This is a genomic window from Aphanothece hegewaldii CCALA 016 (assembly GCF_003007785.1).
Taxonomy (GTDB): domain Bacteria; phylum Cyanobacteriota; class Cyanobacteriia; order Cyanobacteriales; family Microcystaceae; genus Chroococcus; species Chroococcus hegewaldii.
Map to the genome: position 1 here is coordinate 17,139 of NZ_PXOH01000010.1, position 17,585 is coordinate 34,723.

Genomic DNA, 17,585 nt, shown 5'->3' on the forward strand with positions numbered 1-17,585 from the left:
TTTGATTTTTCGATTGAATGAATTAATTAAAATGCGATCGCCTTATCTGAGCAAAACACCAGCAAACGGTATCAGACTGTACAAAACGTAAAAAGCCAGTTAAACGATGCCCAGTGTTTTTCTTGTAGCGACAGACGCACCTAACGCCCAACCTGAAAAATCTACTTTCTGCCAAAAAAATCTAAAATTCAGATATTAGTCTTTTTAAGAAATGTCTAAAGACCGATTACAATCTGTTTATGGCTCCAAAAATTCGAGAGTGTCATGGAACAAAAGGCGGTAACCATTCAATGTCAAAACTTAACTTGTTTAGCCCCCAATTCCTTAGCTAATAAATGTTGTGACAAATGCGGTACACCATTAGTACGGCGGTATTTAAGGATGTTAGGAGATTGGGTTAAAACCTATTATCGACTCGAAGAATTAGTCGAAGATCGATATTTAGTAAAAGCACCTCAAGTCGTTTTGGATACCAAACCTGTACTAGCACCGCAAGCGCCCGATGAATTTCCTTCTTATATTCTCCCCTATCTAAAATTATTTCCCTATCGTTGGCACGTTCCTCAAGTATACGGCTATATTCCGACTCCTGACGATCGCCTCGATATGTCGATTTGGATGCTCGAATATGGTACAGTCCCCATAGACCCATCTGGAGAGTTACAAGATCCAGATTTAATACCGCCCCTCACTCAATTTTGGCCCAATGCTACCCCCATCCGTCAACTTTATTGGATATGGCAAATCGCCCATCTTTGGCAACCTTTTCAAGAAAGACACGTTGTATCTAGTCTCTTAGAACCATCTTTATTACGAGTAAATGGTGCAACAGTACAAATTCTTGAATTAGCCATAGACCGTGATGAGCTTGATCCTATACAATTAAAACAACTCGCTCAAGTCTGGTCTAATTGGATACCTCAATCATCCCCTGAAATCAAAAACGTTTTAGAAGGACTGTGTGAAGATCTCGCCTCAGAAAAAATCCAAAACACCAATCAGTTAAAAGCAATAATAGATCAAGCCCTACAATATTGTGCAGCATCACAACAGCGATCGTATCATCTTTATACTGGCACCGATACAGGAACCATGCGGGAACATAACGAAGATGCTTGTTATCCCACATCAGGAACCGCTTTAAGCTTCGATGAACAAAAAACCACCTTAGCGATCGTTTGTGATGGAATTGGCGGGCAAGAAGGCGGAGAAATAGCCTCACAGCTTGCAATTAAAACACTGCAATCAGACCTTACTCATATTTTCAAAAATCAGTCTAACTGGAATTGGGATTATCTCACCCAAACCCTAAATCAGTCAATTGGTAAAGCGAATGATGCCATTAGTCGGCGTAATGATCAAGAAAAACGTCAAGAAAGACGACGCATGGGTACAACCCTAGTCATGGCGTTAGCCCATCAACATCAAATGTATATTGGTCATGTGGGCGATTCTAGAGTCTATCGCATTACGTCACAAGGCTGTCACCAAATTACAGTAGATGATGATTTAGCCTCTAGAGAAGTTCGTTTAGGCTATCTTATCTACCGTGATGCTATTCAATACCCCAATGCGGGGGCATTAGTGCAAGCTTTAGGCATGAGTTCGGCTTCTTCCCTTAATCCCACTGTACAGCGTTATATTTTAGATGAAGATTGTATCTTTCTACTTTGTTCGGATGGTTTGAGCGATTACGATCGAGTCGAACAATATTGGGATAGTGAGATTGTACCCATTTTAACTGGCGAAAAAACCGTCGCTCAAGTCGGACAACGTTTAATTGAAATTGCTAATCAAAAAAATGGTCATGATAATTCAACGATCGCTCTATTTTACTGTAAAGTTCAAAACGCCATCAACCCCATACAACCTTTAAATTATGAAGAAATTACATCAAAATCTCGACCAAAGCCTGTAGAAATAGACCCTCTAGCAACCTATGACACCGAACACGATGCAGAAGCAGCATCAGAATTTCCCACAGAACCCTCATTCTCAGTACAACCGAGAGTCACTTCACCCGTACCCCTTTCTACTCCAGTAGCGACACCTGCTCCTGCGGTTTCTCCTCGTCAGTCTTCAATATCGCCTTTATTATTGGGTGGGTTAGGTTTATTACTCGCTAGTCTTGCTGGTTTTTATTTTTGGCGAACTTCATTTTCGACAGTTGAAGTTGAGTCTACCCCAACACCTTCTATTTCTCCTGCTGTATTACCTCTTGAAACCCTGACATCGGGACAGATCGTAAAAACTATCACGGAAATTACTTTACAATCGGCTACAACCACTGATAATGTCCAGGTGACTGCTTCTATTCCTTTGCCCCCTAATAGCGTTGTTAAAGTGATTGAGCCGCCATCTGAGCAAAGTAATATAGTTAAATTAGAGGTCTGTTCTCCTGTTGATCTACAATCATTGCAGGGAACGATTACGATCGATGGGTTACAAAATGCGATCGTTAGCCCCACACCAGAAGAACAAAATCAATGTTCTATCCCTACTCCCTCTCCCTCTTCTTCACCGAGTACTAACTGATGGATACGATACATTTAACTGGAATTCGCTGTTATGGCTATACGGGTTATCTTAGAGAAGAACAAGTTTTAGGTCAATGGTTTGAAGTAGATCTCACCTTATGGGTAGAATTATCTGAGGCGGGAAAAAGCGATCGCATTTCGGATACGGTAGATTATCGAGAAGCGATTAATATCGTACAACGCTTAATCAAAACGTCTAAATTTGCTTTAGTGGAAAAATTAGCCACAGCGATCGCAAATGAGGTTCTTTCACTCGAAAAAGTGCAACAAGTTCGTGTCAAGCTTTTTAAACCTGCCGCCCCGATACCTGATTTTGGTGGCACCATTACCATCGATATTACAAGAAATTGCGACACCCTTGGGTAAAAAATTCGTAATTACACTGATCCTTAAGAATCTATTTCTAAAATATTCAGTAATTCTCATGTAAGTAACTCTAGCCTAGATCTGCCAGATTAATAAATAGATAATCAATCCTCTCTCACAGACTACGGGAAGGATGACCAAAAATATTACTTTGGAGATCTTCTCACAATGTTATGGAAAGCTAAACAAATCTGTCATCCCGTTTGGCAATATCTTAATCAACCTGTCTTTGATCGCTATCATTCTCAAGTGTGGCATCCCTATCGATTTTGGTATTCTTATAAAATCAATTTATTAGAAAAATGTTTAAAAAAAGATATCAACTCCGAAAGCCATTATACTCAGTAATGAATCTTGTACAAATTTCGATTAGCGATTTTCCATGAATCTAGATGCCGAAATTAGTCATTTACTCGACTTAATGCCTGCCTCTGGGCGAATGATGACGAAAATAGTCAGTCAACCTCAACAAGCTAAAGTTATTGAAACTTCTCTCCCGATGCCTTGGCAACAAGGAACACGACCGATCTTAATTAACTTCGATCTATGGCAAAATTTATCTAGATCGCAGCGTGATTTACTTCTTTTAAGGTCGGTTAGTGGTTTAATCGGTATTAAATGGTTTAAACCTAATATCTATCAAGCCATTACGGCAGCAGGTTTATTAGGACTCTTAATCGAAATTAGTCAAGGTGATGCAGTGGGAATTATTGTTGCTGGTGGACTAACTGCGATCGCCACTAATCAAATTTGGCGTAGTAACCGCAGTATCAAAAAAGAACTTGATGCAGATGAGTCCGCCATTCAAGTCGCCATAAGACGAGGATACACCGAAACAGAAGCCGCTCGTCATTTATTATCCGCCCTCGAAACCGTCGCCCAAATTGAAAATCGTCCTTTAAATTTTACCGAGTTACTGCGTTCTCAAAATTTGCGAGTTATTGGTAATCTTTCTCCCGTCAGTGTTCCTAGTAATTTGCGACAAGAAAAATAATCGAAATTCTTCTACAATCGGTGTAAGAAGAATAAAGATGATCAACGTGATTAGCGCAACAAAGACCACCCGAACGATTTTAAACGAGGTTAGAAGCGGTAAAGATTTATCACCCCCAGAAGGACTAATTTTACTGCAACAAACCGATCCAGATATTATTACAGAAATTCAACAGACAGCCGATCAGCTTCGTGCTATACAAGTCGGTGAAACTGTTACATATGTCATTAATCGCAATGTAAATTTTAGTAACATTTGTGAACAACATTGCAGTTTTTGTGCATTCAGGCGAGATGATGGAGAAGATGGCGCGTTTTGGTTAGATATTGCTCAAATCTTAGAAAAAGTATCGGATGCAGTACAACGAAAAGCCACAGAAATTTGTATGCAGGGCGGTTTAAACCCCGAAGCAAAACGAAATGGAACGAGTTTAGATTTTTATCTAGAATTGGTCACATCAATTAAAGAAACCTTTCCACAGCTTCATCTACACGCCTTTTCACCGCAAGAAATTCAGTTTATCGCCAGAGAAGATAAAATTAGTTACGAGGATGTGATTACTGCTTTACGGGATGCAGGGCTAGGATCGATGCCCGGAACCGCCGCCGAAGTGTTAGAAGATGCTGTAAGACGAGTGATCTGTCCAGAGAAAATTAATAGCGAAACTTGGTTAGAAATTGTTAGTACAGCACATCGTTTAGGTGTACCAACAACCAGTACAATGTTATGCGGTCAGATCGAAAGCAAAGAACAACAAATTAGTCATTTAAATAAATTGCGATCGCTACAACAAAACTCAATTTTACAAGGCTATCCCACCCGTATCACTGAATTTATTCTCTTACCCTTTGTCGGACAAGAAGCCCCAAAACCCCTGAGAAATAGAGTAGGACGCGATCAACCCGTGTTAGCCGATACCCTTTTACTCACTGCCGTATCCCGATTATATCTAGGAAACTGGATAGCCAATCATCAACCCAGTTGGGTAAAATTGGGCTTAAATGGGGCAGTAGAAGCCCTCAGATGGGGTTGTAACGATATTGGTGGAACACTGATGGAGGAACATATTACCAGTATGGCAGGGGCGCAGGGTGGTACTTGTATGGAAGTCGATACCCTGCAACAAGCCATTCAATCAATCGATCGTCCTTTTCAGCAAAGAAGTACAATTTATGAGTATCTTTAGGGAAAATAACTAGGACTGTGGAACCCAAACCGAAACCGAACCACCATTGCATCGAAAATCTGCCCAACCTTCGTCATTAGTTGTAACAGGTTCGCTGATATGTTCGGTAATATCAATATACGTTTGATTCGGTTGCCCAACTTCCATCCATTTCGTACCATCTCCACCATTACTTAGAACGACTGCCATTCCTCCTGGATGTTCTTCATCACCTAAGCGTGTCCATGCTATTGTATTGGCGTGATCGAAATAGTCGTATTGTTCACCGTAGGCGTAGGTTTTTCGGGCATACAAATATTTATCAATGATCCAGCGATGGCTATCCATCCAAATTTCATGTTCATTGCCATCATTGCCAGTATCCTTGTAATGGGCCCCGTAGTAGTCAGCATAGAAAATACAAGGATAGCCTTCACGTCGTAGCAAGAGCAAGGCATAGGCAAGGGGCTTAAACCAAGGCTCAACGACTGATTCTAACGATTGTAGGGGTTGTGAATCGTGATTTTCAGTTAGTGTAACAGCGAGCGCCGGTTGATGTTGAACAAGGGTATTATCGAAAATCTGACGCATATCGTAGCTATCACCAGCTTGACTAGCTGCATGAAAATTGTAATGAAGTGGTGCATCAAATAACGTCACTTTACCGCCTGTTGCTTCAACAAAGCTATGAAGTGCCTCGACTTCATAAGACCAATATTCACCCACAGCAAATAAATCACGCTGGGCATAATGGCTAACGTGATCCAGCCATTCGCTGAAGAATTCGGCTTTTACGTGTTTAACCGCATCAAAACGAAAACCATCAACGTCAGTCGTATCGACATACCATTCACCCCAGTATTTTAGTTCGCCAGAAACTTCGGGGTTTTGCATATCGAGATCACAACCCATCAGATAATCGTAATTCCCCTTTTCTAGGTCAACATTGTCCTCAAATTCTTTACCTTTGAGCAAATAAATCGCATTTTCCTCGCCATTATAAACGTTGTAATCGATCGCATCAAAATGCCACCAATGCCACTTCATACTAGAATATTTATCGCCGCGACCTGGGAAGGTAAAATGAGTCCAAGCTTTAATTTTTTGATATTCGCCTACGGTTTCATTGCGGTTATCTGGATTAAAAGGTGTTGCTTCAACTTCTTCTTCTTCATCTGCGCCTAATTTGTGGTTTAGAACAACATCAGCATAGATCCTAATTCCTGCTTTTTTGGCTGCTTGAATGGCTTGTAAATATTCTTCTTTTGTGCCGTATTTTGTTCGTACAGAACCCTTTTGGTCAAATTCACCTAAATCAAATAGATCATAAACTGCATAGCCTACATCCAACCCGCCACCGGTACCTTTATAAGCAGGAGGTAACCAAAGTGATGTTATCCCAGCTTCGGCTAATTCTTCTGCCGACTCCGCTAGTTGATTCCAGAGTGAACCATCCTCTGGAATATACCAGTGGAAATATTGCATCATCACACCATTTGTTTCGGACATAACTATCTCCACAAGTAAAAAATACGATTAGATTTTTTTGACTGTAATGAATATACTTGATACTTCCTTTTTTCTCTCTCTCTCTATTGAAAGAAGGAATTTTTAGCAAATTATGCTAATTTTATAGATTCTTTGTGGTTCTTGTGGGTCAATTGGTCATTATATCGCTTGAATCCATTCTTTTATTTCGTATTCCGTCCAAATGCCATTTTTTCAATAGGGATCGGATTCGATTAAGTTCTTGACAATTTCCTCTTATTGATCGTTCTTTCCAGCAAAGAAGTACGATTTATGAATATCATTAAAAAATGAATTGACTTAAACATAGGTACAGCTACCAAATTACCTGTAAATATTGCCAGTTTTTGATTTTTTCATCTTTTGAGACTAATGGTGCTTTGTAAACTAAGCAACTAGCGACAATTAAGCGGTCAGATGGATCGCCATGAAAGTCTCCAGGTAATCGGGTTGAAAGTACAGCGATCTCAGGAGTTAATGGTAGTAGTTTGACTTTGGGACGTTGAAGTGCTAGGTCGATCCAGACTTGCACATCCATTGATAGTCCAATTCTTCCTTTGGTTATAAGCATGGCTAATTCCCAACAACAGATCGCGGGAATACCAATTAAATCTGTTTCACTAATGATTTTAGAAGCGTTTGAGGAGAGATTTGTAGACTCGTTTGCCCACCAGATCCAAGCATGGGTATCAAGAATGATCACTGTTCGGCATCCCATGACATATCAATCGGCGAAACCAAATCATGTTCAAAGGTGACACTACCCTTTAAAGGATTAATTTCGCTTGTTTTTTCCGTTAATGTAGAAGTTAATAATGGTTGCTTTAAAGCCAGAATGATGCGATGCAAGACTTCTATATGTCTCTCGTCTATTGAATCAATTTCAAGTTTTAATTGTTCACGATTAATCATAAATGTTTCTTTTTTAGTTTTTTAGAGAATTTTTAAGAAATTTAATTTTTTGCTAATAATCTTTGGGCATCTTCAACCAGCATACACTTCCAGCCTAACTTTTCATCTATTCTCATATAAATAAACATAGCCATATAATATTCAAGGTTAAACCAAATTTTGCGTTCTTGAACTGTCAGATAGGCAAAAACAAAAATCTGATAATCGTATTGAGAAAATGGTATCCCCATATCATCTTCATAGTCTAAATCTCCAACGACTCGAAGCGTTAATCATAATCCTGAATAACAAGCAGTTGGCCAAGGTTGATGATATTGGGGGATAAAAGTCACTCCTAAAAGATTCCCTAGACGTTGAAGAACTTCCTCAAAGGTATTAGATGTTTTAACATAAACTACCAAATCTCTTGACATAATTACATTTTTATGCTGAATGATTGTAATCGTCATCGATTCTTATCCGAAGGGATCAGTTAAATAAACCAATCCCTCAAAATCGTCTAGTTTACCCTAAATTGCTTGTATCCATTCTTTAATTTCGTATTCCGTCCAAATACCATTTTTCCAATAGGTATCGGTTTCGATTAATTTCTTGACAATTTCCTCGTTTTCTGCATCATAAATTCCAAAGACTTTAGTAACATCTTTGGTCGGGCCTAATGTGACTAAGATTCCTTGTTCTTTTTGGGAAACTAAACCGTTTAAGTGTTCCTGGCGGTAGGGCGCACGTTTTTCGATTACATCCTCGCAGTAGCTACCCCACATGATGTATTTTGGCATATTTTTATTAGCTCCTAACTTCTAAGTGTGACTTGGAATTGTTTAACTAAAGCTTCGCGTATTTTGTTGTGTACGGGTTCGACTTCGGTATCAGTCAAAGTTCGATCGCTTGTCCGATAGACTAAACTAAAAGCTAGGCTTCGTTCTCCTTCTGGCACATTTGCCCCTTTATACTCATCAAAGACTTGCACTGTTTCTAAAAGTTCTCCTCCCGCTTTCTTCATCGTTTTTTCTAACTCTGCAACAGATATTTTGAGAGGGGCAAAAAAGGCTAAATCTCTAGCTACTGCGGGATAAGTCGAATATGCTTTAAAACGAGGGGTTATCTGTTCGTCTTTATTTAAAGCCGATAATAGCACATCAAAATTTAATTCAAACCCATATACGGCATCAGGGAAACCTTTTTCTTGTCGTAGTTGGGGATGAAGTTGACCAAAAATGCCCAAATTTTGCTTATTTAATGATAGTAATGCGGTTCTACCTGGGTGTAAGCGTTCGTCTTCGGTGGTTGCTTGATATTCGACTGTTAACCCCAAACGTTCAAAGACACTTTCTAGGATACCTTTTGCTTGATACCATGTCATCGGGTCATTTTTTCCGCCTCTTACCCAGTTTCCATCAGGTAAAAGATCTCCTCCTAAGATACCACCAATGCGATCGGCTTCACCAATTCCATCTTCAGTACGCCAGAAAACACGACCAATTTCAAAGCCATTTAATGCCCCGTTTCCTTGTGCTAAATTATATTCAAAGGCATCAATTAAACCAGAAAGTAGGTTAGTTCTGAGGGCAGAATATTCAGCAAAAAGCGGGTTTGCTAGAGTAACTTCATCTTTTACGGGTTTGACGAGGGAATACTGCACTAATTCGGTTAAACCGACGGAACGAAATAACTCTCTAAGCTTACGTTGTATCTGTTCTTCAAAGGATAAACCACCCGCTTCAGTTTTTGATGGCAAGGTATCACAGAAATGATCATAACCATATAAACGGGCGACTTCTTCGATAAGATCGATTTCTCTTTCTAAATCTCGATAACGATAAGATGGAACAGTTACAGACCAAATTTTAGGCGTTTGGTGAACATTCCCTAACTGACATCCTAAGTCGGTGAGTATTCTTTCTACATCGGATGCGGCAATTTTTCCTGTTTCTACATTCCCTAAAATTTGATGTAAACGGTCTAGACGTAATTCAATGGAACGACTAGAATAATCAGCACGAGCATCGGCGATAGATTGAGTTACTACAGTACCGCCCGCAAGTTCTATAATAAGTGCGATCGCTCTATTAGCCGCATCTTCTAAAGCATTAGGGTTAACGCCTTTTTCATACCGTGTACTCGACTCACTGCGTAGGTTTTGACTTTTTGAGGAACGACGCACTGTAATCGGATCGAATAATGCAGATTCTAGAATAATATTTTGGGTATTTTCATCGACTTCTGTTTCTTCGCCACCCATTACGCCCGCGATCGCAACAGGTGTATCATTAGCAGTAATCAGTAAGTTTTGTGGTTTTAGATTGCGAGTTTGTCCATCAAGAGTATGAAGTGTTTCACCCTCAGTCGCAAACCGTACACCAATATTTAAAGCTTCACCCTTCGCCAATTTTTCTAACTTATCTTGATCAAAAGCATGAAGTGGCTGTCCCCATTCAAGTAAGACATAATTCGTTACATCTACTATATTATTGATCGGTCTAACACCTGCTGCTTGTAAGCGTTGTTGTAACCATTTCGGAGACGGTGCAATCTTTACGCCTTCGATCGCAGTTCCGATGTATGCTAAACAAGCTTGTTCATCTTCAACGGTAATTTTAAGTAAATCTTTTTTGTCTGGAATAGATATAGGTGTTACTTCAGGAAGTGATAAAGTTGCACCCGTTAAAGCGGCTATTTCCCGTGCTACTCCAATCATACTCAACGCATCGGCGCGGTTAGCAGTGGGAGAAATATCTAAAATCACATCATCTAAACCGAGTAAGGGGCGAACATCTTGACCAATTTGCAATTCTGTGCTATCAGGGAAAATATAAATACCATTTGATTCTTTTTCTAAACCCAATTCAGTCAGAGAACAAATCATCCCTTCAGATTGAACGCCGCGCAATTTAGCCGATTTAATTTTAAGATCGATCGCGGGTAAATAAGTTCCTAGAGTAGCCACAGGAACGAAAATATCAGCCCTCGCATTGGGCGCACCACAAACAATCGTTGAGGAGTTCTCTTGCCCAATGTCAACCGTACAAACACTTAATTTATCAGCGTTGGGATGTGGCTGACGCTCTAAAATTCTACCAACGACAACACCATCAGCGTTTTTACGACGATCATCTATATCTTCTACTTCAATGCCTGCTACCGTCAAGGTAAGGGCTAATTTTTCAGGGGTTAGGGTTAAGTTGACTAATTCTTTTAACCAGTTGACAGAGATACGCATTGATTTCTTTTGACGCTTGATTGACCTCAAACCTAGTATCTCATATCAGCCCGTTTCTTTGTGTTTGTTGAGGATGCTACAGTTAAAATGAGTTAGTTTAAAAAACAGAATTGATGGGAGTTAAACCTAAATGTCAGAAGAAAGATTACAACAGCTAGAAACAACGGTTAATGAGCATAGTCAATCGATTAGAGGGATTAATGCAGCTTTATCGGAAATAACAGAGACAATGAAAGCTTTTGCGTCAGGACTTGTCGAACTCAGAAACAGTCAACAAGCTGGATTTGAAGAACTCAGAGCTAGTCAACAAGCTGTTATCGAAACTCAACGTATTACCCTAGAAGCTGTAGATAGATTAACTAACACAGTAGAGGATTTAGCTCAAACAGTCGATAATCTCTCTCAAACGGTGGATACTTTGGTTACTCAAGAAGTCCCCTCACTTAATGCCGCCGTTGAAAGATTAGATCGAATTGTAGACTATTTAATCCGTCGTGACAGTGAACGAAACGGAAATTAATTATCCTAAACTAAACACTCACTCTTTCAGCAGCTTGGGCTAATTCGGCGGCGACACGGGCAGAATAGGGACGAATTAACCACCAAATAAAAGGGGATAACCAACCTCGTAGGGTGACAGAATAGGAAATATAGCTACCACATAGGGTAGACTCTACCTGATAAGTGATTTTTTGTTCCATTCCAGGAATGGCTAAAACTCTGATACTAAGTAACTCTCCAGGGCGTACATTTTCGACAAAAAACTGAATTGGAAAGGGAGTAAAGCGAGTCACAACTTGATAAATTAAACCAGGTTTCGGAATTAAACCACGTGGTACGTTTGTTCTAGCAATCAAAGGATTCCAAGAAGCATCAGCTAAATTAATGAGTTTTTGCCAAAGTACGTCTACAGGGGCAGTACTAACGACGCGATAGGTTTTGTAAAGGGAAAAGTAACAAACTAACTTACCCTTTGCGGCAATTAACTTAAACGAAAAATTGAGTATCACAGTACCCCTCCTGCAGTGAGAAGGTTAATCAGATGTATTATTCTAACCTGAGTTTTGGTTATAAGACGGGAAGTTAAAAAAAATTGTAACCAAGGATAGATATCAAGACTCGATCGCAATTTGTATAACTTGTAATAATTGTTCGATTTGATTCTCACTTTTAGGGATTAGACAAGGGAAAACGAATAGGTTACTAATTTGATTCGCACAAGCTGTTACCGTTGCATCTAAAGTAATAAGCGGAATAGTCGATAAAGATTCACACTCGCTTAAAGCCATTAGATAAGATTTAGGGTCTTCTGTCATAAAATCATCTAAAATCACCACATCTACATTCCAGACACTCGCCATAATTTCCGCTTGTTCTAAACTATCTGCTTCTAAAAGACGATAATTAAGTTCAGCAAATTGGCTATTAAAAAGCAAATCTAAAGCCGATGAATGAATTACTGAATGAGAATCAACGGGTTTAGCGTGGGGATAAAGACGCAAAATCGTCACATTTTTGAGAAAAGAAGCTGTTTTTAAGGCTAATTGATCTAAAACAGTTTGTAAGGCTGTTTTTTCGACAGGAAGGGTAACAAAACCATCAGCCCCTTTTTGTTCACTATAGATTTGATGTTCGCTTAAAGCCGTGACAATTACTTTAATATTACTGGTACGGGGATCAGATTTAAGTAAAGTTAGAACATCCCATCCTGATAATAAGGGTAACAAAGGATTTAAGAAAATGCGATGGGGTCGAACTTGTCGGGCTTTTTCGAGTGCTTCAGTTCCCGTGCGAGCAATTATCACTCGATAGCCTAAATCGTTTAATTGTTCGGTAATTTCATTAATTAAACGCGCTGCTGACTCAATAACTAAAACAATAGGACAATTAGGTTGACCTGATGTAGAATTGTTTTGAAAATCAACATTTTGCGGCAGGGGATGAGGTGGCAAAAGTAAGGTGAATTGACTTCCTTCGCCTCCTTTTGAGATAAAAGAAATATCGCCCCCATGTGCTTTAGCTAAACGTTGGGTTAAAACAAGTCCTAATCCTGTTCCTTCAAATTGTCGAGTTAGAGGACTTTCTAATTGTTGGAATTTCTGAAAAATTAGATGTTGAAATTCTTCGGGAATACCGATCCCTGTATCCCAAATGGTAAAAGCAATCCAATTTTCCCAACGATTAACCCGAATCCCAATTTCGCCAGCTTCTGGGGTAAATTTCAGGGCATTATCTAACAAATGAATTAACATTTGTTGTAAGCGCAATTCATCGATTACTAATTGCTCTAAACCAGGTTCAATGTCTAAACTAAAATTAATGCGATCGTCTTTTCCTTTATGTTTATCTTGCAATGATTCATAAGCTCGTTGACAAGCGCGTTGAATTTTAACAACAGTTGGATTAAGTTTTAATTGTCCAGTTTCTAGGCGCGTTAAATCGAGTAAATCATTAACAAGAGACATTAATTGACGACCACTTTTATAAATTAATTCCGCATAATGCGCCTGACGGGAATTGAGTTCACCGATTTTTTGTTCTTTGAGTAAACTGGATAACCCAACAACTGCGGTTAGAGGGGATTTCAGTTCATGGCTAATACAAGCGAGAAACTCATCTTTGAGACGATTTAAGTACACTAAATCGGCATTTTTAATCGCTAATTCTTGGGAGCATTGTTGTTGTTGAGTAACATCTGTTGCTAAAACAAGCCATAATGGAGCAGAATCTAGATTTGGCGATGATTTAGGGTATTGCTCGGAAAAATCTAGCTCGGAAAAATGTAACGGAATTTTGCTAAATTGCCAGATCGTTTTGTTAGTTTTAGTTGGGGTTTCATTTGAGGCGATCGCTACTTGTTCTGCTAATTGTAGCACTGATTCTTCTACTGCTATTTTTGCCGAAGCTGGGACAAACTGAGCGACTAAAGATTCACTTTCTTTTAAACATTCGGCCTGAATTTTCGATAAAGGATCAGGTAAAGAATTCCACCAATAATGGGATAGGGGGGAATTTAGGGAAGTTCCCGCCTTAAGCGACAAGGGACTTACATTCATATTACCCATCAAAATCGATTCCCCAATTTGTTCTAACCATTTTTGGTTCTGATAAACTACCTGATTTTGCTCACTATGAAGCATCATCGGGAGTGGGAATTGTTCGATAAATTCTTGCAAAAATTGATTTAAACGATGGTTTGGCCATTGGGAAAAGTCTGAGGGGTGTTTTGCGTCTTTTTTAACCGAAAACGATTTTAAAAGACTCCAGCTATTGAGTAAACCAACAAATACGCCCTTATCATCTACAAGACCATAGATCGTATTTGAATTACTGTTTTGTTCCTCGGACTGTGGTAATGTTAAAAATTCATCAACACTCATTTTCTCGTTTAGGGTAGCAAGAGGAAGCATGAGCGATCTAAGATTAAAGATAGGAGATTTGTTTTGAGGAGTCCCGATTCTTTGCCAATGGTCAACAAAATGGGTGAGCAAGTGCCGACAATAGAGCGCTCCCTTTGGGCGTTTGTCTTGGTCGATCACTATTATCATTTCATGTTGGCCTGATTGTAGAGTGGTCAGCACAGTTTCTAAGTTAGCCGTTTGTTCACAAACGGGGACTTGCTGACTAAAATGATTGAGGTAAAGTTTAGGCTTAACCATGAAAAACCCATTTCTGAGTGACTAAAAAAAACGAGGAGAGAACAAGTCCGTTTATTTTCGGTTCTGTTCTTCAACTTTTATTATGACTCTCCTAGAGGGAAAGAAGATCTAAAAAAATTACAATTAATTACAATTAATTCAGATGAAGCATTAAGTTTTATTTTCTTCGCGTCTCCGATTGCTTACCACATTTTTGACTGTGATTTACAGTTCTGAAACATTACTTAATCTTTTTTGATTTACTGTTTGTTATTTTAGCGAGATACCTTTGTCTTTTCGACTCACAATTTATTTATTTGTCCTTGATCCTGACCTCACTCAGTCTTTAAGAACCTTACTGAATGAGGAGCGATACGATTTATATTTTATTCAATCTCCAGATGAATTCATCAATTGTCTTGAAGAACACAAAGAAAAAATAGATTGTTTAATTGTTTATAATCAATCTTCCTTTTTACCGTTTTTTAACCAATTGTATGAGGAAGGTTTACTATTACCGATTGTTATTATTTCCGATGAATTAAGTATAGAATCTGTTCATGGAGAGCATCCAACTCATTTTTATCACCGTGCCGAAATACAGATAGAAAAGGAAAAAATTAAAGAAATTAGCTCATTAATTGATCATGCGATCGCCCAATTTCTTCATTTAGGTCCTAATTGTTCCTTAGCCGAGCAAAATGTGTTAAAAACACGAGCAAATTCATATGAGGACAAGCAAAGCTTCCTACTTTTACAGCAACGACGTTTAGCCGAAAAACTTAAAGAACGATTGGGCTATTTAGGCGTATACTATAAAAGAAATCCTCAATTATTTTATAGAAATCTGTCGACAAGTGATAAACAAGAACTACTAAAACAACTTAAAAATGATTATCGGGAAATCATTCTAAATTATTTTTCGACCGAATCTTCAATTAATCAAGAAATTGATCAATTTGTCAATCAAGTTTTTTTTGCTGATGTGTCAGTCTCACAAATTCTAGAAATTCATATGGAATTAATAGATATTTTTTCTCAACAATTAAAACTTGAAGGAAGAAGCGAAGAAATTTTATTAGATTATCGCCTCGCTTTGATTGATATCCTGGCCCACTTAGGAGAAATGTATCGACGTTCTATTCCTCGTGAAGATATCCCTTATGAGTTATTATTTAGCCTTGATTGAAAATCTTCTAAAATGAGGTCATCATTAACCTCGACTTCAACAACCCCAATATTGTATAATTTAATTTTATGAATAGCCTAAAAAAAACTTATGTTTTGAAGCTATATGTAGCCGGGAACACCCCCAATTCAGTTAGAGCCTTAAAAACCCTAAAAAACATCCTAGAAGAAGAATTTCAAGGTGTTTATGCGCTAAAAGTCATTGATGTCTTAAAAAACCCGCAATTAGCCGAAGAAGACAAGATTTTAGCGACTCCTACTTTAGCCAAGGTTTTACCCCCACCCGTTCGCAAAATTATCGGTGATCTTTCAGATCGAGAAAAAGTCCTCATCGGACTCGATTTACTTTATGAAGAGATCCGCGAACGCGACTTAGAAAGCTAGGGTAAAAACCAAAGTTGACTAATTGTACTAGAATAAATTAACAATTTTTTTCGATTTGAATAAGAAAATTTGATCAATCCTGATAAAAAACAATGAGTCAACAGATTCCGAATGGAAAACAGAAACAAATTTACCCCCTAGGAGTCCGAAAGATTCGGACAATGATTGAGGGATTTGATGAAATTAGTCATGGTGGATTACCAGCAGGAAGAACGACTCTGATTAGTGGAACATCAGGAACCGGAAAAACCTTGATGGCGATCCAGTTTCTCTATCACGGTATCAAATATTTTGATTTCCCAGGATTATTCGTCACCTTTGAAGAATCACCTATTGATATTATTCAAAATGCTTATAGTTTTGGTTGGGATTTACCCGCTTTAATTGAAGAAGGAAAATTATTTATTTTAGATGCTTCTCCTGATCCTGAAGGACAAGAAGTCGTTGGAAGCTTTGATTTATCGGCATTAATTGAGCGCATTCAATACGCAATACAAAAATATAAAGCGAAACTGGTTTCCGTCGATTCAGTAACAGCCGTCTTTCAACAATATGAAGCCGCTTCGGTTGTAAGACGCGAAATCTTTCGTTTAGTTGCTCGTCTCAAAAAACTCGAAGTAACCTCAATTATGACCACAGAACGTGTCGAAGAATACGGACAAGTAGCGCGTTTTGGTGTTGAAGAATTTGTCTCCGATAATGTTGTTATTTTTCGCAATGTTTTAGAAGGAGAACGTCGTCGTCGGACGGCTGAAATCCTGAAACTGCGCGGCACTACCCACATGAAAGGAGAATATCCGTTTACCATGACTAATGATGGAATTAATATCTTTCCATTGGGGGCTATGCGACTTACTCAAAGATCTTCTAATGCGCGAATTTCTTCGGGTGTAAAAACCCTTGATGAAATGTGCGGGGGCGGTTTCTTTAAAGATTCAATTATTTTAGCCACTGGTGCAACAGGAACAGGAAAAACTCTTTTAGTAAGTAAGTTTTTAGAAGAAGGTTGTAGACGCGGTGAACGAGCGATTTTATTTGCTTACGAAGAATCGCGGGCGCAACTTTCTAGAAATGCTTTTTCGTGGGGCATTGATTTTGAAGAAATGGAAAAAAAAGGTTTATTAAAGCTACTTTGTTCTTATCCAGAATCAGCAGGATTAGAAGATCATTTACAGATGATTAAATCCGAAATTGCTGAGTTTAAACCCTCTCGAATTGCGATCGATTCTCTTTCTGCATTAGCTAGAGGAGTGAGTAATAACGCATTTCGTCAGTTTGTGATCGGTGTAACGGGGTTTGCTAAACAAGAAGAAATTACGGGATTTTTTACAAATACAACCGATCAATTTATGGGGGCGCATTCGATTACAGAATCTCATATATCTACGATTACGGATACAATTTTAATGCTGCAATATGTGGAAATAAAAGGAGAAATGTCACGCGCCCTAAACGTCTTTAAAATGCGCGGTTCATGGCATGATAAAGGGATACGAGAATATACAATTAATCAAGACGGGCCAGAAATTAGAGATTCATTCCGTAATTATGAGCGTATCATTAGCGGTTCACCGACTCGAATTACGGTTGATGAAAAAACCGAACTGTCTAGAATTATGCGTAATATGAAAGAAAAAACTCAAGATGAGTAGGT

Annotated in this window: 18 protein-coding genes and 1 pseudogene; 9 read left to right on the forward strand and 10 right to left on the reverse strand. The window is 38.7% G+C overall.

Annotation, left to right across the window (positions count from 1 at the left end; translation table 11 throughout):
- Positions 1-264 precede the first annotated feature (264 nt).
- The 5 genes from C7H19_RS10850 to cofH all read left to right on the forward strand — a co-directional run bounded on the left by C7H19_RS10850 (position 265) and on the right by cofH (position 5,083).
- Complete coding sequence (locus C7H19_RS10850) at positions 265-2,535, forward strand: PP2C family protein-serine/threonine phosphatase (protein WP_106456901.1); 2,271 nt, start codon at positions 265-267, stop codon at positions 2,533-2,535.
- Positions 2,535-2,903, forward strand: a complete 369-nt coding sequence (gene folB / locus C7H19_RS10855) for a dihydroneopterin aldolase (protein ID WP_106456902.1) — start codon at positions 2,535-2,537, stop codon at positions 2,901-2,903. Before C7H19_RS10850 ends, folB begins: the two co-directional genes overlap by 1 nt.
- 168 nt (positions 2,904-3,071) lie before the next feature.
- Complete coding sequence (locus tag C7H19_RS10860) at positions 3,072-3,251, forward strand: hypothetical protein (protein WP_106456903.1); 180 nt, start codon at positions 3,072-3,074, stop codon at positions 3,249-3,251.
- Positions 3,252-3,285: 34 nt separating this feature from the next.
- On the forward strand, positions 3,286-3,897 hold the full coding sequence (locus C7H19_RS10865) for a DUF3318 domain-containing protein (RefSeq protein ID WP_106456904.1): 612 nt from the start codon (positions 3,286-3,288) through the stop codon (positions 3,895-3,897).
- Between the two features lie 37 nt (positions 3,898-3,934).
- Positions 3,935-5,083 carry a 7,8-didemethyl-8-hydroxy-5-deazariboflavin synthase subunit CofH gene (gene cofH, locus C7H19_RS10870; RefSeq protein ID WP_106456905.1) on the forward strand — a complete coding sequence of 383 codons (1,149 nt, stop codon included), beginning with the start codon at positions 3,935-3,937 and terminating at the stop codon, positions 5,081-5,083.
- A gap of 9 nt (positions 5,084-5,092) precedes the next feature.
- Here cofH and C7H19_RS10875 read toward each other — a convergent pair whose 3' ends face one another.
- The 8 genes and pseudogenes from C7H19_RS10875 to pheT all read right to left on the reverse strand — a co-directional run bounded on the left by C7H19_RS10875 (position 5,093) and on the right by pheT (position 10,721).
- Positions 5,093-6,571: an alpha-amylase gene (locus C7H19_RS10875; RefSeq protein ID WP_106456906.1), complete on the reverse strand. Its 1,479-nt coding sequence runs from the start codon at positions 6,569-6,571 to the stop codon at positions 5,093-5,095.
- 159 nt (positions 6,572-6,730) lie between these two features.
- A pseudogene (locus tag C7H19_RS27180) lies at positions 6,731-6,826 on the reverse strand (YciI family protein); the annotation flags it as partial.
- A gap of 79 nt (positions 6,827-6,905) precedes the next feature.
- Complete coding sequence (locus tag C7H19_RS10880) at positions 6,906-7,292, reverse strand: type II toxin-antitoxin system VapC family toxin (RefSeq protein ID WP_106456907.1); 387 nt, start codon at positions 7,290-7,292, stop codon at positions 6,906-6,908.
- A complete protein-coding gene (locus C7H19_RS10885) occupies positions 7,289-7,501 on the reverse strand; it encodes a hypothetical protein (protein ID WP_106456908.1) in 213 nt (70 codons plus the stop codon). The genes C7H19_RS10880 and C7H19_RS10885 overlap by 4 nt, the downstream gene beginning before the upstream one ends.
- A 41-nt stretch (positions 7,502-7,542) precedes the next feature.
- Positions 7,543-7,731, reverse strand: coding sequence for a hypothetical protein (locus C7H19_RS10890; RefSeq protein WP_106456909.1), 189 nt, complete (start codon positions 7,729-7,731; stop codon positions 7,543-7,545).
- Between the two features lie 42 nt (positions 7,732-7,773).
- Positions 7,774-7,950 carry a hypothetical protein gene (locus C7H19_RS25635; RefSeq protein WP_181280583.1) on the reverse strand — a complete coding sequence of 59 codons (177 nt, stop codon included), beginning with the start codon at positions 7,948-7,950 and terminating at the stop codon, positions 7,774-7,776.
- Positions 7,951-8,010: 60 nt separating this feature from the next.
- Positions 8,011-8,280, reverse strand: a complete 270-nt coding sequence (locus tag C7H19_RS10895) for a YciI family protein (RefSeq protein ID WP_106456910.1) — start codon at positions 8,278-8,280, stop codon at positions 8,011-8,013.
- A gap of 14 nt (positions 8,281-8,294) precedes the next feature.
- Positions 8,295-10,721: a phenylalanine--tRNA ligase subunit beta gene (gene pheT, locus C7H19_RS10900; RefSeq protein ID WP_106456911.1), complete on the reverse strand. Its 2,427-nt coding sequence runs from the start codon at positions 10,719-10,721 to the stop codon at positions 8,295-8,297.
- Between the two features lie 130 nt (positions 10,722-10,851).
- Between pheT and C7H19_RS10905 the strand changes: the two genes are divergently transcribed.
- Complete coding sequence (locus tag C7H19_RS10905; protein ID WP_106456912.1) at positions 10,852-11,241, forward strand: hypothetical protein; 390 nt, start codon at positions 10,852-10,854, stop codon at positions 11,239-11,241.
- 10 nt (positions 11,242-11,251) lie between these two features.
- On the opposite strand, the gene C7H19_RS10910 is transcribed toward C7H19_RS10905, so the two are convergent.
- Complete coding sequence (locus C7H19_RS10910) at positions 11,252-11,731, reverse strand: SRPBCC family protein (RefSeq protein WP_106456913.1); 480 nt, start codon at positions 11,729-11,731, stop codon at positions 11,252-11,254.
- Between the two features lie 102 nt (positions 11,732-11,833).
- Positions 11,834-14,380, reverse strand: coding sequence for an ATP-binding protein (locus tag C7H19_RS10915; protein WP_106456914.1), 2,547 nt, complete (start codon positions 14,378-14,380; stop codon positions 11,834-11,836).
- 268 nt (positions 14,381-14,648) lie between these two features.
- Here C7H19_RS10915 and C7H19_RS10920 point away from each other — a divergent pair, with 268 nt between their 5' ends.
- From C7H19_RS10920 to kaiC, 3 genes are all read left to right on the forward strand, one after another.
- Positions 14,649-15,548 (forward strand): circadian clock protein KaiA, encoded by a 900-nt coding sequence (locus C7H19_RS10920; RefSeq protein WP_106456915.1) that lies wholly within the window; start codon positions 14,649-14,651, stop codon positions 15,546-15,548.
- A gap of 68 nt (positions 15,549-15,616) precedes the next feature.
- The gene (gene kaiB, locus C7H19_RS10925; protein WP_106456916.1) at positions 15,617-15,931 is read left to right on the forward strand and encodes a circadian clock protein KaiB; all 315 of its coding nucleotides are present in this window, start codon (positions 15,617-15,619) and stop codon (positions 15,929-15,931) included.
- A gap of 92 nt (positions 15,932-16,023) precedes the next feature.
- Positions 16,024-17,583 (forward strand): circadian clock protein KaiC, encoded by a 1,560-nt coding sequence (gene kaiC / locus C7H19_RS10930; protein ID WP_106456917.1) that lies wholly within the window; start codon positions 16,024-16,026, stop codon positions 17,581-17,583.
- Positions 17,584-17,585: the final 2 nt, after the last annotated feature.

Excerpts from the sequence above, each read along its gene's own strand:
- kaiC (WP_106456917.1), top strand. The coding sequence starts at position 16,024 with ATGAGTCAACAGATTCCGAATGGAAAACAGAAACAAATTTACCCCCTA.
- C7H19_RS10915 (WP_106456914.1), bottom strand. The coding sequence starts at position 14,380 with ATGGTTAAGCCTAAACTTTACCTCAATCATTTTAGTCAGCAAGTCCCC.
- cofH (WP_106456905.1), top strand. The coding sequence starts at position 3,935 with ATGATCAACGTGATTAGCGCAACAAAGACCACCCGAACGATTTTAAAC.
- folB (WP_106456902.1), top strand. The coding sequence starts at position 2,535 with ATGGATACGATACATTTAACTGGAATTCGCTGTTATGGCTATACGGGT.
- pheT (WP_106456911.1), bottom strand. The coding sequence starts at position 10,721 with ATGCGTATCTCTGTCAACTGGTTAAAAGAATTAGTCAACTTAACCCTA.
- C7H19_RS10875 (WP_106456906.1), bottom strand. The coding sequence starts at position 6,571 with ATGTCCGAAACAAATGGTGTGATGATGCAATATTTCCACTGGTATATT.
- C7H19_RS10850 (WP_106456901.1), top strand. The coding sequence starts at position 265 with ATGGAACAAAAGGCGGTAACCATTCAATGTCAAAACTTAACTTGTTTA.
- C7H19_RS25635 (WP_181280583.1), bottom strand. The coding sequence starts at position 7,950 with ATGACGATTACAATCATTCAGCATAAAAATGTAATTATGTCAAGAGAT.
- C7H19_RS10890 (WP_106456909.1), bottom strand. The coding sequence starts at position 7,731 with ATGGGGATACCATTTTCTCAATACGATTATCAGATTTTTGTTTTTGCC.
- C7H19_RS10885 (WP_106456908.1), bottom strand. The coding sequence starts at position 7,501 with ATGATTAATCGTGAACAATTAAAACTTGAAATTGATTCAATAGACGAG.
- C7H19_RS10905 (WP_106456912.1), top strand. The coding sequence starts at position 10,852 with ATGTCAGAAGAAAGATTACAACAGCTAGAAACAACGGTTAATGAGCAT.
- C7H19_RS10895 (WP_106456910.1), bottom strand. The coding sequence starts at position 8,280 with ATGCCAAAATACATCATGTGGGGTAGCTACTGCGAGGATGTAATCGAA.
- C7H19_RS10865 (WP_106456904.1), top strand. The coding sequence starts at position 3,286 with ATGAATCTAGATGCCGAAATTAGTCATTTACTCGACTTAATGCCTGCC.
- kaiB (WP_106456916.1), top strand. The coding sequence starts at position 15,617 with ATGAATAGCCTAAAAAAAACTTATGTTTTGAAGCTATATGTAGCCGGG.
- C7H19_RS10860 (WP_106456903.1), top strand. The coding sequence starts at position 3,072 with ATGTTATGGAAAGCTAAACAAATCTGTCATCCCGTTTGGCAATATCTT.